At 60.4% G+C, this 23,822-nt stretch carries 23 protein-coding genes and 1 pseudogene; 15 read left to right on the forward strand and 9 right to left on the reverse strand.

Features of this window, described 5'->3' with window-relative positions:
* Positions 1–9 precede the first annotated feature (9 nt).
* The 3 genes from JJD66_RS14685 (at position 10) to JJD66_RS14695 (ending at position 2,069) form a co-directional block, all read left to right on the forward strand.
* A complete protein-coding gene (locus JJD66_RS14685; RefSeq protein WP_054917802.1) occupies positions 10–729 on the forward strand; it encodes a tRNA-uridine aminocarboxypropyltransferase in 720 nt (239 codons plus the stop codon).
* A gap of 251 nt (positions 730–980) precedes the next feature.
* Positions 981–1,631 (forward strand): response regulator transcription factor ErdR, encoded by a 651-nt coding sequence (gene erdR / locus JJD66_RS14690; RefSeq protein WP_003189050.1) that lies wholly within the window; start codon positions 981–983, stop codon positions 1,629–1,631.
* Positions 1,632–1,706: 75 nt separating this feature from the next.
* Complete coding sequence (locus JJD66_RS14695) at positions 1,707–2,069, forward strand: diacylglycerol kinase (RefSeq protein WP_003189051.1); 363 nt, start codon at positions 1,707–1,709, stop codon at positions 2,067–2,069.
* Between the two features lie 3 nt (positions 2,070–2,072).
* Here the strand turns inward: JJD66_RS14695 and JJD66_RS14700 are convergent, their stop codons facing one another.
* Positions 2,073–2,999 (reverse strand): LysR family transcriptional regulator, encoded by a 927-nt coding sequence (locus JJD66_RS14700; protein ID WP_003189054.1) that lies wholly within the window; start codon positions 2,997–2,999, stop codon positions 2,073–2,075.
* A 125-nt stretch (positions 3,000–3,124) separates the two neighbouring features.
* Between JJD66_RS14700 and fpr the strand changes: the two genes are divergently transcribed.
* Entirely contained in the window at positions 3,125–3,904 is a 780-nt protein-coding gene (fpr, locus tag JJD66_RS14705; protein WP_003189055.1) for a ferredoxin-NADP reductase, read from the forward strand.
* Between the two features lie 134 nt (positions 3,905–4,038).
* On the opposite strand, the gene tsaA is transcribed toward fpr, so the two are convergent.
* From tsaA to JJD66_RS14740, 7 genes and pseudogenes are all read right to left on the reverse strand, one after another.
* Positions 4,039–4,734, reverse strand: coding sequence for a tRNA (N6-threonylcarbamoyladenosine(37)-N6)-methyltransferase TrmO (tsaA, locus tag JJD66_RS14710; RefSeq protein ID WP_200648460.1), 696 nt, complete (start codon positions 4,732–4,734; stop codon positions 4,039–4,041).
* Between the two features lie 3 nt (positions 4,735–4,737).
* Complete coding sequence (locus JJD66_RS14715) at positions 4,738–5,199, reverse strand: DUF1456 family protein (protein ID WP_005785469.1); 462 nt, start codon at positions 5,197–5,199, stop codon at positions 4,738–4,740.
* Positions 5,200–5,267: 68 nt separating this feature from the next.
* A complete protein-coding gene (locus JJD66_RS14720) occupies positions 5,268–5,978 on the reverse strand; it encodes an rRNA pseudouridine synthase (RefSeq protein ID WP_034126494.1) in 711 nt (236 codons plus the stop codon).
* Between the two features lie 207 nt (positions 5,979–6,185).
* Positions 6,186–6,656, reverse strand: coding sequence for a GNAT family N-acetyltransferase (locus tag JJD66_RS14725; RefSeq protein WP_200648461.1), 471 nt, complete (start codon positions 6,654–6,656; stop codon positions 6,186–6,188).
* 100 nt (positions 6,657–6,756) lie between these two features.
* On the reverse strand, positions 6,757–8,097 hold the full coding sequence (gene rimO / locus JJD66_RS14730) for a 30S ribosomal protein S12 methylthiotransferase RimO (protein ID WP_003231334.1): 1,341 nt from the start codon (positions 8,095–8,097) through the stop codon (positions 6,757–6,759).
* Between the two features lie 180 nt (positions 8,098–8,277).
* A complete protein-coding gene (locus JJD66_RS14735; protein ID WP_105225983.1) occupies positions 8,278–8,613 on the reverse strand; it encodes an addiction module antidote protein in 336 nt (111 codons plus the stop codon).
* Positions 8,610–8,932, reverse strand: a pseudogene (locus JJD66_RS14740) (type II toxin-antitoxin system RelE/ParE family toxin). Before JJD66_RS14740 ends, JJD66_RS14735 begins: the two are co-directional and overlap by 4 nt.
* Before the next feature lie 412 nt (positions 8,933–9,344).
* Here JJD66_RS14740 and JJD66_RS14745 point away from each other — a divergent pair.
* From JJD66_RS14745 to JJD66_RS14760, 4 genes are all read left to right on the forward strand, one after another.
* Positions 9,345–11,246, forward strand: coding sequence for a potassium transporter Kup (locus JJD66_RS14745; RefSeq protein WP_014717187.1), 1,902 nt, complete (start codon positions 9,345–9,347; stop codon positions 11,244–11,246).
* 126 nt (positions 11,247–11,372) lie between these two features.
* Positions 11,373–12,479, forward strand: a complete 1,107-nt coding sequence (locus JJD66_RS14750; protein ID WP_200648463.1) for an NADH:flavin oxidoreductase/NADH oxidase — start codon at positions 11,373–11,375, stop codon at positions 12,477–12,479.
* A gap of 103 nt (positions 12,480–12,582) precedes the next feature.
* Positions 12,583–13,119 (forward strand): GNAT family N-acetyltransferase, encoded by a 537-nt coding sequence (locus tag JJD66_RS14755; RefSeq protein ID WP_200648464.1) that lies wholly within the window; start codon positions 12,583–12,585, stop codon positions 13,117–13,119.
* 204 nt (positions 13,120–13,323) lie between these two features.
* A complete protein-coding gene (locus JJD66_RS14760; protein ID WP_014717190.1) occupies positions 13,324–13,509 on the forward strand; it encodes a hypothetical protein in 186 nt (61 codons plus the stop codon).
* Between the two features lie 54 nt (positions 13,510–13,563).
* On the opposite strand, the gene JJD66_RS14765 is transcribed toward JJD66_RS14760, so the two are convergent.
* Positions 13,564–15,189 carry a glucan biosynthesis protein D gene (locus JJD66_RS14765; protein ID WP_054897106.1) on the reverse strand — a complete coding sequence of 542 codons (1,626 nt, stop codon included), beginning with the start codon at positions 15,187–15,189 and terminating at the stop codon, positions 13,564–13,566.
* Positions 15,190–15,493: 304 nt separating this feature from the next.
* Between JJD66_RS14765 and JJD66_RS14770 the strand changes: the two genes are divergently transcribed.
* The 7 genes from JJD66_RS14770 to JJD66_RS14800 all read left to right on the forward strand — a co-directional run bounded on the left by JJD66_RS14770 (position 15,494) and on the right by JJD66_RS14800 (position 23,786).
* On the forward strand, positions 15,494–16,201 hold the full coding sequence (locus JJD66_RS14770) for a tellurite resistance TerB family protein (RefSeq protein WP_198716603.1): 708 nt from the start codon (positions 15,494–15,496) through the stop codon (positions 16,199–16,201).
* Positions 16,202–16,411: 210 nt separating this feature from the next.
* Entirely contained in the window at positions 16,412–18,034 is a 1,623-nt protein-coding gene (locus JJD66_RS14775) for a methyl-accepting chemotaxis protein (RefSeq protein WP_200648465.1), read from the forward strand.
* Positions 18,034–18,546, forward strand: a complete 513-nt coding sequence (locus JJD66_RS14780; RefSeq protein WP_127882178.1) for a chemotaxis protein CheW — start codon at positions 18,034–18,036, stop codon at positions 18,544–18,546. The genes JJD66_RS14775 and JJD66_RS14780 overlap by 1 nt, the downstream gene beginning before the upstream one ends.
* Positions 18,543–19,805: a CheR family methyltransferase gene (locus JJD66_RS14785; protein WP_127882179.1), complete on the forward strand. Its 1,263-nt coding sequence runs from the start codon at positions 18,543–18,545 to the stop codon at positions 19,803–19,805. Before JJD66_RS14780 ends, JJD66_RS14785 begins: the two co-directional genes overlap by 4 nt.
* Positions 19,802–20,503, forward strand: coding sequence for a chemotaxis protein CheW (locus tag JJD66_RS14790; RefSeq protein ID WP_200648466.1), 702 nt, complete (start codon positions 19,802–19,804; stop codon positions 20,501–20,503). Before JJD66_RS14785 ends, JJD66_RS14790 begins: the two co-directional genes overlap by 4 nt.
* A complete protein-coding gene (locus tag JJD66_RS14795) occupies positions 20,500–22,779 on the forward strand; it encodes a hybrid sensor histidine kinase/response regulator (RefSeq protein ID WP_200648467.1) in 2,280 nt (759 codons plus the stop codon). The genes JJD66_RS14790 and JJD66_RS14795 overlap by 4 nt, the downstream gene beginning before the upstream one ends.
* A complete protein-coding gene (locus JJD66_RS14800) occupies positions 22,776–23,786 on the forward strand; it encodes a chemotaxis response regulator protein-glutamate methylesterase (protein WP_034126508.1) in 1,011 nt (336 codons plus the stop codon). The genes JJD66_RS14795 and JJD66_RS14800 overlap by 4 nt, the downstream gene beginning before the upstream one ends.
* Positions 23,787–23,822: the final 36 nt, after the last annotated feature.

Consider the following 23,822-nt stretch of genomic DNA (forward strand, 5'->3'; position numbering starts at 1 on the left):
GCGTGCCCGATGAGTCACGCCGTCTCCCGTTTGCGTACCCAGCGTCTGGCGCGTGCCGTCAGGCCGTTTCTCAATCGGGGTTCCCGTGCTGAGCGCTGTCCCGGCTGTCGGGTCATTCCTGAGTACTGCCTGTGTGCCTGGCGGCCTCAGGTAGAAGCCAAGTCCGCCATGTGCCTATTGATGCATGACGTTGAACCGATGAAGCCCAGTAATACGGGCTGGCTGATCGCCGATGTCATACACGACACCACCGCATTCGCCTGGTCGCGTACCGAAGTCGACCCCGAGTTGCTCAGATTGCTGGCCGACCCGCAGTGGCAACCCTACATCGTATTTCCCGGTGAATTCGTGGCGCCGCAACGGGTGGTCAGTGAAGTGCGCGTGGAGGAGGGCAAGCGTCCACTGTTCATCCTGCTGGACGGCACCTGGAGCGAAGCGCGCAAGATGTTTCGCAAAAGTCCCTATCTGGAACATTTGCCGGTGCTGAGCCTGGCGCCCGAGCAGTTGTCGCGTTACAAGCTACGGCGTTCCAAGCGCGATGACCATTTCTGCACGGCCGAGGTGGCGGCGCTATGCCTGGAACTGGCCGATGACCTGGTCGCCAGCGAAGTGCTGGATGCCTACCTCGATGTATTCAGCACCCATTACCTGGCTGCCAAGTTCCAACTGCCACTGGATGCGGCAGACACCGTGCATACGCGCCTTGCACCCTACATCCCGGCGGGTTAACCAGACGACGTTTGCATGATGGCACTGTAAGCCTGCAACCCGCTAAAATCCCCACGGGCGTAGTGCTTGACCCTCCAGGCTACGCTGGGCATGCTGTGCGCCGATTGGGCGCAACCGTGAATTATCGACGTCGTTTCATGTGTTTTTGACGTTGAGCGGGCCCTGTGGCGATCGCTGCCCGGCCGTCGCCTCGTGTATTGGTGAACCCTGAACCCATCAGGGCTCCCATAAAAAACAGGATCATTTAACCAATGGCCACATACGAAATCCTGATTGCCGATGACCACCCGCTGTTTCGCAGCGCACTGCATCAGGCCGTAACCCTGGGCCTTGGCCCCGATGTACGTTTGGTCGAAGTAGCCAGCATTGCCGAACTGGAAGCCCGCCTGACTGAAAAATCCGACTGGGACCTGGTGTTGCTCGACCTGAACATGCCGGGCGCCTACGGTTTTTCCGGGCTGGTGCTGCTGCGTGGCCAATACCCGCAGATCCCTGTGGTGATGGTGTCGGCCCAGGAAGAAGCCGACGTGGTGGTGCGCTCCAAGGAGTTTGGCGCCAGCGGTTTCATTCCCAAGTCCAGCGCGATGGAAGATATCCAGAAAGCCGTGCGCACGGTGTTGGACGGCGATGTGTCCTGGCCACCCCAGGCGTTTGAAGAAATCAATGTGTCCGATGAAGCCAAGGCCGCCCGCGATGGCCTGGCCAGCTTGACGCCCCAGCAGTTCCGGGTGTTGACCATGGTTTGCGAAGGTTTGTTGAACAAGCAGATTGCCTACGAATTGAGTGTGTCGGAAGCGACCATCAAGGCCCACGTTACGGCGATTTTCCGTAAGTTGGGCGTGCGTACGCGCACTCAGGCGGCGTTGCTTTTGCAGCAACTTGAGTCAATCTCGCAACATTAAGTTACAGCCACTTCACGCTTTTTTGACTTTGCGTGATCTAGCTTCCCCACTTCTTTGGTTCAGTTGCCTACATCTATGTCGCCTTTCAAGGGTCAAACCGGTATCAAACGTATTTTCAACGCAGGGGGCTATTCCCTGGATGGCCTGCGTGCGGCTTTCACTGGCGAGGCGGCATTCCGCCAGTTGGTGTTGCTGAACGTCATCCTGATCCCCTTGAGCTTTTTCCTGCAGGTCAGTCGGGTTGAACGGGCGCTGCTGATTGCAGTGTGCCTGTTGGCGCTGATCGTCGAATTGCTCAACTCCGCGGTAGAAGCGGCCATTGACCGTATTTCCCTGGACCGCCACCCGCTGTCGAAAAACGCCAAGGACATGGGCAGCGCCGCGCAATTTGTGGCACTGACCATGATCACCCTGGTATGGGCGGTGATCCTGATCTGAGGATCACGCGATACTCGGCAGCACGATCTCGTCGCTGCGCTGCACCCCAGCGGTGAAGGCGCGGCACAGTTCGAGAAACTCGCGCATCGCCGAGGTCTGATACTTCTGCTTGTGCCAGATGAAGTAGAACTGCCGGGCCAGATCCAGGTCCGGGGTTTCTACCGGCACCAGGCTGCCACGGCGGAAGGCATCGCGCAGCGCCAGCCGCGAAATGCAGCCAATCCCCAAGCCTGACTCCACAGCTCGCTTGATTGCCTCGGTGTGTTCCAGCTCCAGGCGGATATTCAGTGCGCTACGGTGGTGACGCATAGCCTGGTCGAAGGTCAGGCGCGTGCCCGAGCCTTGTTCTCGCAGGATCCACGCTTCGTGGGTCAACTCGTCCATGGTGGCCACGCCACGCTTGGCCAAATGATGCTGGGGCGCACAGAACACCACCAGCTCATCTTCTACCCACGTCTGCACCTCGATATCTGGGTGGCTGCAGTCGCCTTCGATTAGACCCAGATCAATTTCGTAGTGGGCAACCTGATGCACGATATGGGCAGTGTTCTGCACGTGCAGCTTTACCTGGCTCTCGGGGTGTTGCTGCATAAAGCTGCCAATCAGTAGCGTCGCCAGGTAATTGCCGATGGTCAGCGTGGCGCCGACCGCCAGGGAACCGAAGCCGGACTTGCCGTTGAGCAGGTCTTCTATCTCCTTGGCTTGGTCCAGCAATGCCACGGCCTGGGGTAATAGCTGGTGACCAAGGGCGTTGAGGCTCAGGCGTTTGCCGGCGCGGTCGAATAATTGGCAGCTGGATTGACGCTCCAGCTCGGTAATCGAGGTGCTGGCGGCGGATTGAGATAAGGCCAGAAGGCCAGCAGCGCGCGAGACGCTTTCCTGCTGGGCGACGGCGACGAAAACTTGCAGTTGACGGAGAGTAAATCGCATATCGATATAACCGATAACCCTTATCTTAATAATCCAGTTAACAGATATTGTCGCCGCCATTAGAATGCTGTGCAATTGCGCATCCATACCTTTGGCGCAGACCCATTTCCAGGAGTCCCCCGTACATGAGCAACATGAACCACGAGCGTGTCCTCAGTGTTCATCACTGGAACGACACTCTGTTCAGCTTCAAGTGCACCCGCGATCCGGGCCTGCGCTTCGAGAACGGTCAGTTCGTGATGATCGGCCTGCAACAGCCCAACGGCCGCCCGCTCATGCGCGCTTACTCCATTGCCAGCCCGAACTGGGAAGAGCATCTGGAGTTCTTCAGCATCAAGGTGCCCGATGGCCCGCTGACTTCCCAATTGCAGCATTTGAAGGAAGGCGACGAGATCATCATCAGCAAAAAACCGACGGGCACCCTGGTGCTTGACGATTTGAAGCCGGGCAAACACCTGTACCTGCTCAGCACCGGTACTGGCCTCGCTCCATTCATGAGCGTGATCCAGGACCCGGAGACCTATGAGCGTTTCGAAAAAGTGATCCTGTGCCACGGCGTGCGTTACGTCAACGAAGTTGCCTACCGCGAATTCATCACCGAGCACCTGCCGCAGAACGAGTTCTTCGGTGAGGCCCTGCGTGACAAGTTGATCTACTACCCGACCGTGACCCGCGAGCCGTTCGAAAACGAAGGCCGCCTGACCGACCTGATGCGCAGCGGCAAGCTGTTCAGCGACATCGGCCTGCCGCCGATCAATCCCGAGGACGACCGCGCCATGCTGTGCGGCAGCCCAAGCATGTTGGACGAGACCAGCGAAGTGTTGAACAGCTTTGGCCTCAAGGTTTCGCCACGGATGCGTGAGCCGGGTGACTACCTGATCGAGCGTGCGTTCGTCGAGAAGTAATACAGAGTCAGTAACACCAGCGATCCAAAAAATGTGGGAGCTGGCTTGCCTGCGATGCAGACACCTCAGTGGTTCAGTTGAACCGAGGTGATGCTATCGCAGGCAAGCCAGCTCCCACATGGTTTTCGCCCTATTTAGTTAGCCGAAACCACTTCCAGCACACAAATCATCCCCGGCTCCGGGTAGTGCCAGCGCACATCCACATCCCAGAACCGCACACCGTATTCGCGTTCCGACGTCGGAACCTGATACGCCGGCCGCGGGTCCTGTGCCAGACACTGTTCAATCAGTTCCACCAACGGTTCACCAAGGCGCTGTGCATGGCCTTGCGCCTGTTGCAGGGCAGCCTTGAGCCATTGAACGCCGATCAGCGAGGGCGCATCGCTGGCGATGTCGTTGGTGGCCGCATCCACGATATCGGCATACGGCACATACGGCTTGATATCCAGCACCGGCGTGCCATCGAGCAAATCTATGCCGGAAATCCACAGGCGCCCCGGTTCCACCTTGTCCAGCTTCACCACCGACTGGCCGATGCCATTGGGGCGATGGGTTGCGCGGGTGGCAAACACGCCCATGGACGTATTGCCGCCCAGGCGTGGCGGGCGCACTTTCAGGCGTGGCTTGTCTTCCAGGGCCTGATGAAACAGAAACAGCAGCCACACATGGCTGACCTGCTCCAGCCCCTGCACCGCCTCACCCTGGTCGAACGGCGCCACCAGCTCCAGCACGCCACGGGCAGCCGGTGCCAGTTGCGGTTGGCGCGGGATGGCGAACTTCTCCTTGAAACAGGAGCGTACGAAGCCGACGGGCGAGACCGGGTAACTCATGGCTTAAGCACGAACCCGCAGCGTCAGGCCCTTGAGGAAGTTACGCAGCAACTGATCGCCACAGGTGCGGTAGTTGGTATGACCAAACTTGCGAAACAGCGCGCTCAGCTCTGGCTTGGACACCGGGAACTCCGCTGCCTTGAGGATGGCATGCATGTCGTCTTCCTTCAGTTCGAAGGCCACGCGCAGCTTTTTCAGGATGATGTTGTTGGTCACCGGGGTTTCGATCGGCTGCGGCGGGCGGCTTTCGTCCTTGCCGCGCTTGAAAATCACCAAGCCATCGAGGAAGTGAGCCATGACTTCATCCGGGCAGAACACAAAGCCTTCTTCCTCATCTTTCTTGAGGTAGGTCAGCAGGTCTTCCTTGGTCACGTCCATGCCGCCGAGCTTGATGATCTCGACCATCTTGTTGTCGCTGATGTCGAGCATGTAGCGCACGCTGCGCAGTACGTCGTTGTGAATCATGGTGGGCAATCCTGGTATTCAACTGATGACCCCGCCGGAATCAGGCGGTGTCGGGAAAAGGGAACGGCTTAAAACTTTTCTTTGCCGGACAGGTAACGCCATTGGCCCACTGGCACCTTGCCGATGGACACGCCGCCGATGCGGATGCGGCGGATGGCGATGACTTTCAGGCCAACGGCTTCGCAGAACAGCGCGATCACGCCGGGTTGCGGGTTTTTCATCGCAAAGCGCAGGCGGTTCTCGTTCTGCCAACTGGCTTTGACGGCAGGCAGCTCTTTGCCTTTGTAGGTCAGGCCGTGGTTCAGGCGGTTAAGGCCGTGGGCAACCATGTCGCCTTCGACTTCCACCACGTATTCCTGCTCGATCTTGGCGGCATCGGCGGTCAACTTGCGCAGAATCTTCCAGTCCTGGGTGAACACCAGCAGGCCACTGGCCTTGGCTTGCAGGTCGGCGCTGGCGCTCAGGCGCAGAAAGTGCCCCTTGAGCGGACGCTTGCCGAAGCGGTGTTCTTCAGACAGGGTTTCGGCGCTGATCGAGGCCATGGCGGTTTCAGCATCCACGCCTGCGGGGGCGTGCAGCAGGATAGTCACCGGCTCTGGCGCGGTGGCTTTAGCTTCCGGGTCCAGCTCGACTTTCTCGTCAGTGACCTTGAACTGCGGCTCGTCGATCACTTCGCCGTCCACCGAGACCCAGCCGCCTTCGATAAACAGCTCAGCCTCCCGACGGGAGCAACCGACCAGTTCGATAAGGCGTTTGGAGAGGCGTATGGGGTCAGTCATGACAGGGGCCGTAACAAAAGGGGGCCACTATTGTACCTGCCTGGCGCCGGTTAATCCCGGCCCCATTTCAGCGCATGTGCCCTAACAATTATTTAACTGACGCAACACGGGCCAAATGTGGGAGCTGGCTTGCCTGCGATGGCGGTATACCAGCACCGGATGGGTAGACTGACCCGACGCCTTCGCAGGCAAGCCAGCTCCCACAGTTCAGGCATTACGGGCCCGTTGCTGCTGGTGTAGACGCAGGTGCAGCAATGGATAAGGCTGCCCGAGCCCATCATGTTCTGTGCGCCCGATTACCTCAAAGCCTTGCTTGAGGTAAAAACCCAGAGCCTGGGGGTTCTGTTCGTTGACGTCCAGTTCATCGGCATTCATGTGTTCGATCGCGTAACCCAGCAATTGCCGGCCCAGTCCCTGGCCACGGTGGTGCGGGTCGATAAACAGCATTTCCACCTTGCCCGCCGACACTCCGGCGAACCCGGTGATGCGTTGGCATGAGTCCTTGGTGCAGATCAGCATGACTGCATCGAGGTAGCGGCTCAGCACCAGGTTTTTCAACATGTCGATATAGCTGTTCGGGAGGAAGTCGTGGGTGGCGCGTACCGAGTCCTCCCAGATCTGCACCAGGCGCGTGTAGTCGCTGGTTTTAGGTGTGTGAATCACCGAATGCTGACGCATACCCGCTGTCCCTTGCTGTATTCGGGGTTGATGGACAATACGATAGACCTAAAAAAGCCCCGCATCTTCTCAGAGGCGAGGCTTTTTTATCACCGTGCGATCAGTCGCGCTTTTCAGCCCACAAGTCGTACTCGTCGGCGTCGGTCACGGTGCACCACACTTTGTCACCCGGCTTCAGGCCGCTGGCATCGTCGATAAACACGTTACCGTCAATTTCAGGGGCGTCGAAGAAGCAACGACCCACCGCGCCTTGCTCGTCGACTTCATCGATCAGCACTTCGATTTCCTTGCCGATGCGCAGTTGCAGGCGTGCCGAGCTGATGGCCTGCTGGTGCGCCATGAAGCGCTCCCAACGGTCTTGCTTGACGTCGTCCGGCACCACGGCCAGGTCCAGCAGGTTGGCCGGAGCACCTTCCACCGGCGAGTACTGGAAGCAACCGACGCGGTCCAGCTGCGCTTCGGTCAGCCAGTCCAGCAGGTACTGGAAGTCTTCCTCGGTCTCGCCGGGGAAACCGACGATGAAGGTGGAGCGGATGATCAGCTCCGGGCAGATCTCGCGCCAGTTCTTGATGCGCGCCAGGGTCTTGTCTTCGAACGCCGGGCGTTTCATCGCCTTGAGCACTTTCGGGCTGGCGTGCTGGAACGGGATGTCCAGGTACGGCAGGATCTTGCCGGCGGCCATCAACGGGATCAACTCGTCCACGTGCGGGTAAGGGTAAACATAGTGCAGGCGCACCCACACGCCCAGGCTGCTGAGGGCTTCGCACAGCTCGGTCATGCGGGTTTTCACCGGCGCGCCGTTCCAGAAACCGGTGCGGTATTTCACATCGACGCCGTAGGCGCTGGTGTCCTGGGAGATCACCAGCAGCTCCTTGACGCCAGACTTGACCAGGCGCTGGGCCTCGTCGAGCACGTCACCCACCGGGCGGCTTACCAGTTTGCCGCGCATCGACGGGATGATGCAGAAGCTGCAGCTGTGGTTGCAGCCTTCGGAAATCTTCAGATATGCGTAGTGACGCGGGGTCAGCTTGATGCCTTGAGGCGGCACCAGGTCGATCAGCGGGTTGTGATCCTGGCGTGGCGGCACCACCTCGTGCACAGCGTTGACCACTTGCTCGTACTGCTGCGGGCCGGTCACCGCCAGCACACTTGGGTGCACGTTGCGGATATTGCCTTCTTCCACCCCCATGCAGCCGGTCACGATGACCTTGCCGTTTTCCTTGATGGCTTCGCCGATCACTTCCAGGGATTCGGCCTTGGCCGAGTCGATGAAGCCGCAGGTGTTGACCACCACCACATCGGCGTCCTGGTAAGTGGACACGACGTCGTAGCCTTCCATACGCAATTGCGTGAGGATGCGCTCGGAGTCGACAAGCGCCTTCGGGCAACCCAGGGAAACAAAGCCAACCTTGGGGTTGGCTTTTGCGATGGTGGTGGACATGTCTAACCTCGGTATTGAATGACGCTGCCGGTCGTGCACGACAAGGCAACGGATGGGCGCTTGGTGCGCCTCTGATCAAAAAGTGCGCAATTCTATCGGTGGGCAACGCACTTGACCAGCTTTATGCAGGGAAATACGACGAGTGCTGCGCCGGGTAATCCCATAGCTACTGGCGCGCGCTTAAGCCTGGACGTCTTGTTCTGTTCGGTGCGATACCACTTTAGACATGCCCACACCTAACGCCTTGAGGACTTTAAGCAAAGTGGAGAGCTTAGGATCACCGCCGACGCCGATGGACCTGTAGAGGTTTGCTCGATTGAGTCCTGTGTTCTGCGACAAGCTGAGCATCCCACCACGAGCTTCCGCCACTCGACGGATAGCGACAAGGAAAGCGTCCTCGCCACCGGCTTCATCTATTTCCTCAAGCGCGACAGATAAATATTCGAGGGCGAATGCTTCGTCGTTGCGAAGCATTTCCAGAACGCTATCTTCGTGCGGGCGGGTACGAATGGTCATTTTTGCTGCACCTTGTAAGATTTCCAGAGAGCCTTGGCCTGATCGATATCGTTCTGCTGTCTGGCCTTCGAACCACCGCCCAATAGGAAAATGATTTTCGATCCTAGACTGCGTAATACACGCGAAACCCTGGGCCGAAGTCGAGCTTCATCTCAAAGACCCCATCACCCACTGGCTCGGTAACGCCAAAGTGACCAAGGGACGCCCGATCCACTCTGGTGGTGATTCTTGCTTTCGAACGCGTGTCCAGCACTGTATCCAGCCAAGCCTGGTAGATATCCACGCCATTGATTGACAGTACGTGTTTCACTTCGTACATGAGGAATGTACCTTAAAAGAGACAGCTCGATAATTGAGTTTTTATATCGACTGCGTGCTCTGCGGATGCACGATTGACCGATCAGGTAATCCGGCAAGGCGCTCCTGATCACACCACCCGGGCAGCACGACTGAGCCGGGCCAGGAATATACGGTTGGCCGTAAATGTGATCAATGCAGGCAAAAAGGCGCCAAAGTGCTGCTGTGGTCTCTATGACTGATTGCCTAAAACGACGCCCGATTCACTTGAACGGGAAATGCGACGAGTGCTGCGCTATGCTTCGCGCCGTTACGCACGGGTAAAGCCCTTGGGTCAATAAAACGTCTGTTACGAGAAGTAAAACAGCGCATGCTAGGGTCAGCTTAGAAGCGCTGTTTATAAAAGACCTCAGGTCAAAGGGCAGGAGTGGTTGATGGGTCAGGCAAGTAGTCAGGCAGCAGGTGCCGAGCATTCAAAAGCCAAGCCGATTGGCATGCTGGTAGCGGCGGTCGGGGTGGTTTATGGCGATATCGGGACCAGCCCGCTCTACACCCTTAAAGAGGTGTTCAACGGCGGTTATGGGGTGCAGGTCAACCATGACGGTGTCTTGGGGATCCTGGCGCTGATCTTTTGGTCGCTGATCTGGGTGGTGTCGATCAAGTACGTGCTGTTCGTGCTGCGTGCCGACAACCAGGGCGAGGGCGGCATCATGGCCCTCACCGCGTTGGCCCGGCGAGCTGCCGGGAAGCACACGAAATTGCGCAGTTTCCTGGTGGTGTGTGGCCTGTGTGGCGCGGCGTTGTTCTACGGCGACAGTATGATCACCCCGGCAATTTCGGTGTTGTCGGCCATCGAAGGCTTGGAACTGGCGTTCGATGGCCTGGAAAAATGGGTAGTGCCCATTGCCCTGGTGGTGCTGGTGGCGCTGTTCCTGATCCAGAAACACGGCACCGACCGCATCGGCAAGCTGTTTGGCCCGGTGATGGTTACCTGGTTCCTGGTATTGGGCGGCCTGGGGGTGTACGGCATTCTGCAGCAACCCGAAGTGCTCAATGCGCTGAACCCGGCATGGGGCGTGCGCTTCTTCATGGTTCACCCCGGTATTGGCGTGGCGATCCTCGGCGCGGTGGTGCTGGCATTGACCGGCGCTGAAGCGTTGTACGCCGACATGGGCCACTTTGGCCGCAAACCCATCGCCCGCGCCTGGTTCCTGCTGGTGCTGCCGGCGCTGGTGCTGAACTATTTTGGCCAGGGCGCGATGCTGCTGGGCGATCCGGAGGCGGCGCGCAACCCGTTCTACCTGCTGGCGCCGAGCTGGGCACTGGTCCCGTTGGTGGGCTTGTCCACCATGGCCACGGTAATTGCTTCCCAGGCGGTGATTTCCGGCGCGTTCTCGTTGACCCGCCAGGCGATCCAGCTGGGTTACATCCCGCGCATGCATATCCAGCACACCTCCAGTGCCGAACAGGGCCAGATCTACATCGGTGCAGTGAACTGGTCGTTGATGGTCGGCGTGATCCTGCTGGTGCTGGGTTTCGAATCTTCCGGCGCTCTGGCCTCGGCCTACGGTGTAGCGGTGACCGGCACCATGCTGATGACCACCATCCTGGTATCGGCGGTGATGCTGCTGCTGTGGAAGTGGCCACCGGTGCTGGCCGTGCCGCTGTTGCTCTGCTGCCTGTTGGTGGATGGCCTGTTCTTCGCCGCCAACGCGCCGAAGATCCTCCAGGGCGGCGCCTTCCCGGTACTGGCCGGGATCGTGCTATTCGTGCTGATGACCACCTGGAAGCGTGGCAAGCAATTGCTGGTCGGCCGTCTCGACGAGGGTGGCCTGCCGTTGCCGATCTTTATCAGCAGTATCCGTGTACAGCCGCCCCATCGCGTTCAGGGCACGGCGGTGTTTCTCACCGCTCGGCCCGACGCCGTGCCCCATGCGCTGTTGCACAACCTGCTGCATAACCAGGTGCTGCATGAGCAGGTGGTGCTATTGACCGTGGTCTACGAAGACATTCCACGGGTGCCTGCGGCGCGACGCTTCGAGGTGGATGCCTATGGCGAAGGCTTCTTCCGGGTGATCCTGCACTTCGGGTTCACCGATGAACCGGACGTGCCTGAAGCGCTGAAACTGTGCCATCTGGATGACCTGGACTTCAGCCCGATGCGCACCACCTACTTCCTCAGCCGTGAAACGGTAATTGCCTCGCGTATCAAAGGCATGGCCCGTTGGCGTGAAGTGTTGTTTGCCTTCATGTTGAAAAACGCCAACGGCAACCTGCGGTTCTTCAAACTGCCGGTCAACCGTGTGATCGAGCTGGGCACCCAGGTCGAGATGTAAGGTGCTGCCTACCGGGAGCCGGCAATCGGCTCCCGCTTTCCTTTCTGAACCCTGTGCAAACGATGGTTGTCGACTAGGCTCTATGCACTGTTGAACAGTGCCCACAGAACCCAGAAGAGGTGCGCCATGAGTCAGCTGCTCGAACCTTATACCCTGCGCCAATTGACCCTGCTAAACCGCATCGCGGTTTCACCCATGTGCCAATACTCCAGCGACGATGGCCTGGCCAATGACTGGCACCTGGTGCACCTCGGCAGCCGAGCCGTGGGTGGCGCCGGGCTGATTTTTACCGAGGCCACGGCGGTGACCGCCGATGGCCGTATCACCGCCCAGGACCTGGGCCTGTGGAGCGACGCCCAGATCGAACCATTGCGGCGCATCACCCGTTTTATCGCGGCCCAGGGCGCGGTGGCGGGTATTCAATTGGCCCATGCCGGGCGCAAGGCCAGCACCCATCGGCCATGGATCGGCAAACACGGCAGCGTCAAGCCGGAGGAGGGCGGCTGGGTGCCGGTGGGGCCTTCGCCAATTGCGTTTGATCCCAATCACACCCAACCCAAGCCATTGGACGAAGGGCAGATCCAACAAGTGATCGCCGACTTTGTCGCCGCCGCCAGGCGCGCCTTGACCGCAGGCTTTGAAGTGGTGGAAATCCACGCCGCCCACGGTTACCTGCTGCACCAGTTTCTCTCGCCGATCAGCAACCAGCGTCAGGACCACTACGGCGGCTCCTTCGAAAACCGCATTCGCCTGGCGCTGGAAGTCACCAAGGCCGTGCGTGCCGTGTGGCCTGAGGAGTTGCCGCTGTTTGTGCGCGTGTCGGCCACCGATTGGGTGGAAGACGGCTGGAACCCGGATGAGACCGTGGAATTGGCGCGCCGCCTGAAAGACCTCGGGGTGGATCTGATCGACGTGTCGTCCGGTGGTACCGCCGCCAATGCCGAGATTCCTACCGGCCCCGGCTACCAGACGCGCTTCGCCGAGCGCGTGCGCAAGGAATCGGGCATGGCCACCGGTACGGTCGGCATGATTACCGAACCGGCCCAGGCCGAGCACATCCTGCGTACCTGCCAGGCCGACATCATCTTCCTGGCCCGTGAACTGCTGCGTGACCCGTACTGGCCGTTGCATGCCGACGATGACCTGGGCGGACGCAAAGCCATCTGGCCGGCGCAGTACCAGCGGGCAACCCATCGGGACCAGCCGATCCATGAGTCGGATCTGCGGGATTGACCCTGTACACGGCCCTACCGGACCCACCCTGACACGGTGGGTTTTTTCTTGCTCGTGTTTAAAGGAAGGCTGATCCTTGGCGGTTGTGAAGCAGGAGACCCCTATGCTGGTGGAACGCGCGTTAACCGAAGACGATATTTCTTTGCTGGCAACCATCGATCGCACGGAGCTGATCCAGGCGTGCTACCGCATGGAATGCGGCGAACTGGTGTTGTATGCCACGCACCATGACATGCACGGCTGGCCCGAAGGCGAGGCTGAACAGGATGCCGTGGCGCTGCGTGCCTGCCTCCAGCGCGGCGGGTGGTTGTGGGGCGTATTCGACGGCCAGGTGCTGATTGCCGCAGTGGTAGTGGACAATCGGCCCTTCCATCACCAGGGCCTGCTGATGCGGCAGTTGAAATTCCTGCATGTCAGCCATAGCGCCCGTGGTTCGGGCCTGGGCGGGCGGTTGTTGGCGCTGGCTTGCGAGCACGGCCGGCAAGTGGGGGCCCAAGCGCTGTATATCTCGGCCACAGAGTCGCGTAATACCGTGGACTTTTATCTGCGTCATGGGTGTCGTCTGTTGCTGCAACCCCGTGCTGAGCTGTATGCGCAAGAACCTTTAGACATCCACTTGTATCGACCACTTCGTGAGTAATGGCTGTAGGTTTTTATTACTGAAGCTATTTTTTTAAGTGAATACTCTAAAAAAATCCCACGTGTGACGAGATAGTTTCTAAGCTTAGGGTGAGCTTGGTTCCTAGCCCAGGGAGGCAGGCTGTCTGTCCACGAAAATGTTGTACTTCGGGGAGTTTGGAAATGGGCACCAGGAGTATTTGACTGATAGCAGGAGTAGTGGTCCATGGCCAAATCCTATGGCGTAGCGGGTGCGGTGGCGTCTTTTCTGAGCCGCCGGATGTCCTTGCGGGGTCGAAGGTTGAGTTCGGATGAGATGGAGTTGCTGGTGCAATACCGGGCACTGACCGAGAGCGATCAGGTGGCGATGCGATATTTGATTGGCGCGATGAAAAGCGTGTCGCGGTTCTGAGCCAAGTCCGATCATTCCTACGTTATTGCGTGGGAATGATCGTGCAGTGTGGCATCAGGTGTACTTGCGTTGCTCTGGTGCAGGCGGGAAGTACTGATAAAGCCAGGTTTCACTCAGGGTGCGGTCCTGGGTTCGTATAAACAGGCGCAATTCGACGGGTTCCACGCTGTCGCTGGTGGGGTACCAGTCGAACAGGATGCGATAGCCCTTGATGTTATCCAGCACCAGCACGCTGAAATCCTTCACCTCACCATGGGAACAAGTCACCACCGGCTCGATGCCGGTGCCCGCTGGCAGGCGATCCAGCCCGCCACCCTTGAAGTCTACGGCGAAACGCCGCGCCCATACCTTCGGATAATGCTCGCCGGGTGCCCAGCCTTCGGTAAAGCCGCCCATGCCCGAACGGGTCGCGTCCACCTGTGCCAGCGGCGTGCTCACCGGCGGCAGTGCGCTCCAGTACAGCTTGTAGCCGTAGTTGAGCGAATCACCAGCGGCCACGGGCTTTTTCGGGGTCCAGAAGGCCACGATATTGTCCAGGGTTTCGCCAGTGGTGGGGATTTCCAGCAAGTCGATGGAGCCTTCGCCCCAGGCCGTGGTCGGTTCAACCCACAGGCTTGGGCGTTTGCTGTACCAGTCGACGGTGTCCTGGTAGCTGGCGAACTCATGGTCGGTCTGCACCAGGCCGAAGCCTTTGGGGTTGGTGTCGGCGAACGCGTTGAATTGCAGCTTGGCCGGGTTGTTCAGGGGGCGGCAGATCCACTCGCCGTTGCCGCGCCACATGGCCAGGCGGTCCGAGTCGTGGATTTGCGGGTGGATGGTGTCGCACATGCGGCGCTCATGGGTGCCACAGCTGAACATACTGGTCATGGGCGCGATGCCCAGTTGTTCGATGGCGGTGCGCGCGTTGATGTGCGCGTCGATCGCCATCACCACTTGGTTGGCCTGGCAGTCGATGTCGAAGCGGTAGGCGCCGGTGGCGCTTGGCGAGTCGAGCAGGGCGTAGACCACAAAGCGCGTGGCGTTCTTGTCCGGGGTTTCGAACCAGAACTGCGTGAAATCGGGGAATTCCTCACGTTTTTTCGCGTAGGTATCAATCGCCAGGCCACGCGCCGAGAGGCCGTACTGGCCGGTGGAATCCACCGCACGGAAGTAACTGGCGCCGAGAAACGACAGCACGTCATGGCGGTCCAACTCCGGCGCCTTGAACAGCTTGAAGCCGGAGAAACCCAGGTCCCCGGTCAGTTGCTGGGTGTCCACCGTGGTTTTTTCATAGTTGAACAGTGAAGGGCGAAAATGCACTTCGCGGGCTTCACGGGTCTTTGGGTCGACGCTGTGCATGCGCACCGGCGTCTTGAAGCCCATGCCGACGTGGAAGAACTGCACGTCCAGTTGGCCGTTCAACTCCTTCCACAGCGAATGGTTACGGTCATAGCCGATGGCGTTGAAATTCTGCGGGGTCATGGTGGCCAGGGTCGGCGGCAGCACCTGCTTAGTGTCCTGGTAGCCACGGGTGGCCAATTGCTTGGCCTGGGCCTTGAGCGATTCGAAATCGAACGCCACGGCCTTGCCATCGGCAGCCCGATTCCCGGCCCAGGCCTGCGCGGCCAGCAGGCCACTGGCCGACAAACCGGTGTAAGCCGCAATGGCCATGGATGCTTTGAGCAAATTCCTGCGGTGCATAGAGACAACCTGTCGTGAGCAAATCCCGCGCCTTTCCTGGCACGTAGCGGATCAGAAATAACGGTTCGGACATGCCTTCGGCCAAACGCAACGGACAATAAACAGACGCCGGATAGCTTAAGCGGTTCGATGAACAAGGCAAATTGATTGATGGCGGGATGATGGCGTTGCATGTGCAACAAGACATTTCCTGCATCGCAGGAGAACGTTACATCTGGAAGCACTCTAGATCGCGGCTTTTTGGCACTTAGTTTTACGCTGGAGGCCTATTGGTCCTACGAACCCAAGTGTCTGGAGGCTACGAATGAATACCCGTGGATTGCTCGATCAGTTGCTCAAGTCTGGCCAGGACATGTTGCAAAACAAGGCCGGCGGCCAACGCAAATCCAATGACAAGGGCGCCCTCGGCGGCTTGCTCAGCGGTGGCGGGCTCGGCAGCATGCTCGGCGGTGCCGGCGGCGGCGCCCTGGCGGCGGGGGCCATGGGCTTGCTGCTGGGCAACAAGAAGGCGCGTAAATTCGGTGGCAAGGCGCTCACCTACGGCGGCCTGGCCGCACTGGGTGTGATTGCCTACAAGGCTTACGGCAACTGGCAAGCCCAGCAGGCCAGCGCGCCCCAAGGCGAGCCGCAAACCATCGACCGCCTGCCGGCTGACCAAGTGGAGCAACACAGCCAGGGCATTCTCAAGGCACTGGTGGCCGCGGCCAAGGCTGATGGGCATGTGGATGAGCGCGAGCGTGCCTTGATCGAAGGCGAATTTACCAAGCTGGACAACGACCAGGAGCTGCAACACTGGCTGCACGCCGAACTCAACAAGCCCCTGGACCCCACCGACGTTGCCCGCGCCGCCAGCACCCCGGAAATGGCCGCCGAAATGTACATCGCCAGCGTGATGCTGGTGGACGAAGAAAACTTCATGGAAAAAGCCTACCTGGACGAACTGGCCCGCCAACTGAAACTTGAGCCCGGTTTAAAGCTTGAGCTGGAAAAGCAAGTACGGCTTAACTCATAAACAAGGCCACGCGCTCATCAAAAATGTGGGAGCGGGCTTGCTCGCGAATGCGGTAGACCAGTCACACTCTTTCTGGCTGACTCACCGCATTCGCGAGCAAGCCTGGTCCCACTTTTGCATTCTGTGCACTGCACATCAAAAGCCTTGATAAAAGCGCGCAGCCGCTCAGCTATACTCCCCTCCATTTGAATGGCCCTGCGAGGAATTACTGTGAAGAACTGGACCCTGCGCCAAAGGATTTTGGCGAGCTTTGCGGTAATTATCGCGATCATGCTGCTGATGGTCGTGGTCTCGTATTCGCGCCTGCTGAAAATCGAAATCAGCGAAAACTCAGTGCGGGACGATGCGGTGCCCGGGGTGTTTTTCAGCTCCATGATTCGCAGCGCCTGGGTCGACAGCTACCTGCAAACCCAGGAGTTGGTGGGGATTCACGAGAACCAGGGCATTTCCGAAGAGGATAAGCAGGACTACAAGTCTTTTGAGGTTCGGCTTGAGCAACACATGGCCAGCTACGCGGGGACGATCAATATCGCCCAGGATCGTACCCAGTACGATGCCTTCGAAAAACTGCACCAGAACTACAATCAGATTCTCGCCCAAGTCCTGGCAGCCCATCAGAGCAATAACGCGGCCGAAGCGCTGAGGTTGTTCAACGAGCAACTGACCCCCGCCTGGACAGCAGGCCGCATGAAACTCAATGAAATTATCAACGAGAATAAACAGGTCGCCGACAATGCCACTGCGGCCATTGATGATGCGGTAGCGGCCGCGAAGATCAGCATGGGCGTCTCGCTGTTGCTGGCGATTCTCGCCGCCGCGCTGTGTGGCTTGTTGCTGATGCGCGCGATCATGGCGCCGATGCAGCGCATCGTTCAAATCCTCGAAGTCATGCGCACCGGCGACCTTAGCAAGCGCCTGAATCTGGAGCGCAAGGACGAATTCAACGCGGTTGAAACCGGCTTCAACGACATGATGACCGAGCTGACTGCCCTGGTGTCCCAGGCGCAGCGTTCATCGGTACAGGTCACTACCTCGGTCACCGAAATTGCCGCGACCTCCAAGCAGCAACAAGCGACCGCTACCGAGACGGCGGCCACGACCACCGAAATCGGCGCCACTTCCCGCGAAATTGCCGCCACGTCCAAGGACTTGGTCCGCACCATGACCGAAGTCTCCACCGCCGCCGACCAGGCCTCGGTGGCTGCCGGTTCCGGCCAGCAGGGCCTGGCCCGCATGGAAGAAACCATGCACTCGGTGATGGGCGCTGCCGACCTGGTCAACGCCAAGCTGGCGATCCTCAATGAGAAGGCTGGCAACATCAACCAGGTGGTAGTCACCATCGTCAAGGTGGCTGACCAGACCAACCTGTTGTCCCTCAATGCTGCGATCGAGGCTGAGAAAGCCGGTGAGTACGGGCGCGGCTTTGCCGTGGTTGCCACCGAAGTGCGCCGCCTGGCCGACCAGACCGCTGTGGCGACCTACGACATTGAGCAGATGGTGCGTGAGATCCAGTCGGCGGTGTCGGCGGGGGTGATGGGCATGGACAAGTTCTCCGAGGAGGTGCGCCGTGGCATGTCTGAGGTGCAGCAAGTGGGCGAGCAACTGTCGCAGATCATCCATCAGGTACAGGCCCTGGCGCCGCGGGTGTTGATGGTCAACGAAGGCATGCAGGCCCAGGCCACCGGTGCCGAGCAGATCAACCACGCGCTGGTGCAATTGGGCGATGCCAGCAGCCAGACCGTCGAATCCCTGCGCCAGGCCAGCTTTGCCATTGATGAACTGAGCCAGGTTGCGGTCGGTCTGCGCAGCGGCGTCTCGCGTTTCAAAGTCTGATGAGCGAGCTCGCGGCTAAACGCGGTGCCGTCCCGGCAGCGAAAAAGGTGTTGTTCCTGGTGTTTCGCATCGGCAACGAACGCTTTGCCCTCAAGGCTACGGAAGTGGCCGAGGTGTTGCCGCGCCTGGCGCTCAAACCTATCGCCCAAGCGCCCTTGTGGGTGGCAGGTATCTTCGCCCATCGTGGGGTGCTGGTGCCGGTCATCGACTTGAGCGCCCTGACGTTCGGCACTTCGGCTCAGGCGCGTACCAGCACGCGCCTGGTGCTGGTCAATTACCAGCCGCAGCCCTGGAGTGAGGCGCGTTGGCTGGGGCTGATCCTGGAACAGGCCACCGACACCCTGCGTTGCGACCCCGCCGAATTCCAGCCCTATGGCCTGGACAACCGGCAGGCGCCGTACCTGGGGCCGGTGCGTGAGGATGCCCAGGGCTTGATGCAGTGGATTGGCGTTGCGGATCTGTTGACCGCGCCAGTGCGCGCCTTGCTGTTTTCCGCCGAGTTGAGCCTATGAGCAATGACCCGCGGTTTTTCGCGTTTTTGAAAGAACGCATCGGCCTGGACGTCGCTTCGGTGGGCGAGGCGATCATCGAACGCGCGGTGCGCCAGCGCTGCCAGTCGTCCCAGTCGCAGTCGGCGGAGGCTTACTGGCAACACCTGCAAACCTCCCATGACGAGCAGCAGGCGCTGATCGAAGCGGTGATCGTCCCCGAGACCTGGTTTTTCCGCTATCCCGAATCCTTTGCAACCCTGGCCCGCCTGGCTCAGGTGCGCCTGGCCGAGATCAATCAGCTGCGCGCCCTGCGTATTCTCAGCCTGCCGTGTTCGACTGGCGAAGAACCCTATTCGATTGCCATGGCCTTGCTCGATGCGGGCCTGGCGCCCCACCAGTTCAAAGTGCAGGGCATGGATGTCAGCCCGCTGTCGGTGGAGCGCGCGCGACGGGGCGTGTACGGCAAGAACTCGTTTCGCGGCGCCGACCTTGAGTTTCGTGACCGCCACTTCACTGAAGACGCAGGTAATTACCGCATCGCCGACCGGGTGCGCGAACAAGTGCGCCTGCAAGTCGGCAACTTGCTGGACCCGGCACTGCTGGCGAATGAGCCAACCTACGATTTTGTGTTCTGCCGCAACTTGCTGATCTACTTCGACCAGCCGACCCAGAAACAGGTCTTTGATGTGCTCAAGGCATTGACTCACGTAGACGGTGTGCTGTTTATCGGCCCGGCCGAGGGCAGCCTGCTGGGGCGTCACGGCATGCGCTCCATCGGTGTGCCGCAGTCCTTTGCCTTCAGTCGGCATGTAGAACCGGCCCCGCCGGTTGCACCTGTGGTCAAACCGACGCCCGCGCCGCTACCGCAGCGCAGGGCGGCGCCGATACCGCTCAAGCCGCGGCCGTTCAGTACGGTCAGCCCCAACGTGCCACCGGTCAAAGTGGTGACTACCGATGCCGGGGATTTGCTCAGCCAGATCGCAACCCTGGCCAACGAGGGCAAAAGTGCCGAGGCCCGAGCGGCCTGCGAACGGTATTTGAGCAGTCACCCGCCGGCCGCCCAGGTGTTTTACTGGTTGGGGCTGCTCAGCGATGTGGCTGGCAGTGCCCTGGAGGCACAGGGGTATTACCGAAAAGCCCTGTATCTGGAACCGCAGCATCCCCAGGCCCTGATGCACCTGGCCGCGTTGCTCGAGTCCCAGGGTGACAGTGCCGGCGCGCGTCGTCTTCAGGCACGCGCCGCCCGTAGCGAGCGAGCTGACAGTGAGTCCAAACGATGAGTAGCCCTGACGCGCTCGACACCGCAGGCCTGGACCTGACGCTGACCGATACCCAAGCCATTGACGACTGTTGGAACCGCATCGGTATTCATGGCGACAAGTCCTGCCCGTTGTTGGCCGAGCATATCCACTGCCGCAATTGCTCGGTGTATTCCGCCGCCGCCACACGCCTGCTCGACCGCTACGCACTGCAACAGGACGACCATCACGCGCAGGCAACTGCCGAAGCGGATAACGAGGTGGTCACCCGATCGCTGTTGATGTTCCGCCTCGGCGAAGAATGGCTCGGTATCGCCACCCGTTGCCTGGTGGAAGTGGCGCCGTTGCAGCCGATCCACTCGCTGCCGCACCAGCGCTCCCGAGCGCTGCTGGGCGTGGCCAACGTACGCGGGGCGCTGGTGGCGTGCCTGTCACTGGTGGAACTGTTGGGCCTGGACAGCACCAGTGCCAGCGCCAGCGGCGGGCGGATCATGCCGCGCATGCTGATCATCGCTGCCCAGGACGGCCCGGTCGTGGTGCCGGTGGATGAAGTAGACGGCATCCATGCCATCGATGAGCGCACCTTGAAGGCCGCATCGGTGTCCGGCACCCAGGCCAGCGCACGCTACACCCAAGGCGTGTTGCAGTGGAAAGGCCGCAGCCTGCGTTGGCTGGACGAAGCGCAATTGTTGTCCGCCGTGACCCGGAGCCTCGCATGACCCCCGACCAGATGCGCGATGCCTCGCTGTTGGAACTGTTCAGCCTGGAGGCTGATGCGCAGACCCAAGTGTTGAGCGCGGGCCTGCTGGCGCTGGAACGCAACCCGACCCAGGCCGACCAGCTCGAAGCCTGCATGCGCGCCGCGCATTCACTCAAAGGGGCGGCGCGGATTGTCGGTGTGGATGCCGGCGTCAGCGTGGCCCACGTCATGGAAGATTGCCTGGTCAGCGCCCAGGAAGGCCGCCTGTACCTGCAACCTGAACATATCGACGCGTTGCTGCAAGGTACTGATCTGCTGATGCGTATCGCCACCCCAGGCAATGACGTGGGGCCGTCGGATATCGAGGCGTACGTAGCGCTGATGGAGCGCTTGCTCGATCCCTCGCAGCCGATTGCCACGCCCGTGCCAAAACCCGAGCCCATCCCCGCGCCGCGGGTTGACGCGCTGCTGCTGGAGCCCGAGCTGGAGTCTGCGCCACCGCTCGGCAGTGACGCGCCGCGCCAGAACAAGCGCATGACCGAAGGCGGCGAGCGTGTGCTGCGGGTGACGGCTGAGCGCTTGAACAGTCTGTTGGACTTGTCCAGCAAATCCCTGGTGGAAACCCAGCGGCTCAAGCCGTACCTGGCCAGCCTGCAACGCCTCAAGCGCATTCAAAGTAACAGCTTGCGTGCGCTGGATGCCCTGGACGGCCAGCTCAAGTCGCTGGATCTGAACCTGGAAGCCCAGGAGGCCCTGGCCGATACCCGTCGCCTGCTGAGTGAAGCCCAGGCCCTGCTGGCGGAAAAAAACGCCGAGCTGGATGAGTTCGGCTGGCAGGCCGGCCAGCGCGCCCAGGTGCTCTACGACACCGCATTGGCCTGCCGCATGCGGCCGTTTGCCGATGTGCTGGCCGGGCAGGTGCGCATGGTGCGTGACTTAGGTCGCAGCCTGGGCAAGCAAGTGCGCCTGGAGATTGAGGGCGAAAAGACCCAGGTCGACCGGGACGTGCTGGAAAAACTCGAAGCGCCGCTCACCCATCTATTACGCAATGCCGTCGACCACGGCATCGAAACCCCTGAGCAACGCGTGCTGGCGGGCAAACCGGCGGAAGGCTTGATTCGCCTGCGTGCGTCCCATCAGGCCGGGTTGTTGGTGCTGGAATTGAGCGATGACGGCAACGGTGTCGACCTCGAGCGCCTGCGCGGCACCATCGTCGACCGCCATCTGTCGCCGGTTGAAACGGCCCTGCGTCTGAGTGAAGAGGAACTGCTCACGTTCCTCTTCTTGCCAGGGTTCAGCCTGCGCGACAAAGTCACCGAAGTGTCCGGGCGCGGGGTCGGCCTGGACGCGGTGCAACATATGGTTCGTCAGCTGCGCGGCGCGGTGGTGCTGGAGCAGACGGCGGGGCAGGGCAGTCGCTTCCATCTTGAGGTGCCGTTGACCCTGTCGGTGGTGCGCAGCCTGGTGGTGGAAGTCGGCGAAGAAGCCTATGCCTTTCCCCTGGCGCATATCGAACGCATGTGCGACCTGGCGCCCGACGACATCGTGCAGTTGGAAGGCCGCCAGCACTTCTGGCATGAGGGCCGGCACGTCGGCCTGGTTGCCGCCAGCCAGTTGCTGCAGCGCCCGCCGGGGCAGAGCCCGTCAGATACCTTGAAGGTGGTGGTGATCCGCGAGCGCGATGCCGTGTACGGGATTGCCGTGGAGCGTTTTATCGGCGAGCGCACCCTGGTGGTGTTGCCGCTGGATGATCGCCTGGGCAAAGTCCAGGACATTTCTGCCGGGGCCTTGCTCGATGACGGCTCGGTGGTGTTGATCGTCGATGTCGAAGACATGCTGCGTTCGGTGGATAAATTGCTCAACACCGGTCGCCTGGAGCGCATTGCCCGGCGTAGCCAGCAGGCCACCGAAGCGCCGCGCAAGCGTGTGCTGGTGGTGGACGACTCACTGACGGTGCGCGAGCTGCAACGCAAATTATTACTCAATCGTGGTTATGAAGTCGCTGTTGCGGTCGATGGCATGGATGGCTGGAACGCATTGCGCTCCGAGGACTTCGACCTGCTTATCACGGATATTGATATGCCTCGCATGGACGGTATTGAATTGGTCACACTTTTGCGCCGTGACAGTCGCCTGCAATCGTTGCCGGTGATGGTGGTTTCCTACAAGGATCGTGAAGAAGACCGCCGCCGTGGCCTCGACGCCGGGGCCGACTATTATCTAGCCAAAGCCAGTTTCCATGACGACGCCTTGCTCGACGCCGTGGTTGAACTGATTGGAGGCGCCCGGGCATGAGGATTGCGATCGTCAATGACATGCCCCTGGCGGTGGAGGCCTTGCGCCGCGCCCTGAGTTACGAGCCCGCCCACGAGGTGGTATGGGTGGCCAGCAATGGCCTGGAAGCGGTACAGCGTTGCGCCGAGCTGACCCCGGACCTGATCCTGATGGACCTGATCATGCCGGTGATGGACGGCGTGGAGGCTACCCGGCAGATAATGGCCGACACGCCTTGCCCGATTGTGATCGTCACTGTCGACCGCCAGGCCAACGTCAGCCGCGTATTCGAAGCCATGGGCCACGGCGCCCTGGATGTGGTGGACACCCCGGCACTGGGCGTTGGCAATCCCAAGGATGCGGCGGCGCCCCTGCTGCGCAAGATCCTCAATATTGGTTGGCTGATCGGCCAGCGCGGCACGCGGGTGCGTGCCGAAACCCCGCCGCAGCGGGTCACCGGCAAGCGTCAACGGCTGGTGGCCATTGGTTCTTCGGCTGGTGGGCCGGCGGCACTGGAAGTTCTGCTCAAGGGTTTGCCCCGGGATTTTCCCGCCGCCATCGTGCTGGTACAGCATGTGGACCAGGTCTTCGCCGCCGGCATGGCCGAGTGGCTGAGCAGCGCTTCTGGCCTGCCGGTGCGCCTGGCCTGTGAGGGCGAGCCGCCTCAACCCGGCGTGGTATTGCTGGCCGGCACCAACCACCATATTCGCTTGTTGAAAAATGGCACGCTAGCCTATACCGCAGAGCCGGTGAACGAGATTTACCGGCCCTCCATCGACGTGTTTTTCGAAAGCGTCGCCAGCTACTGGAACGGTGACGCCGTTGGCGTCTTGCTCACCGGCATGGGGCGCGACGGCGCCCAGGGCCTCAAGCTGATGCGTGAACAAGGATATTTGACCATCGCCCAGGACCAACAGAGCTCGGCGGTGTATGGCATGCCCAAAGCGGCGGCGGCGATTGATGCTGCTGTTGAAATTCGCCCACTGGATAGAATTGCGCCCCGATTGCTGGAGGTCTTTGCAAAATGAACAAAAATCTCCCGCCGTGCTGGCTTGCAGGTAGTA

It is taken from the genome of Pseudomonas sp. MF6751, from assembly GCF_016613265.1.
In the GTDB taxonomy this organism is placed as follows: Bacteria; Pseudomonadota; Gammaproteobacteria; order Pseudomonadales; family Pseudomonadaceae; genus Aquipseudomonas; species Aquipseudomonas fluorescens_BV.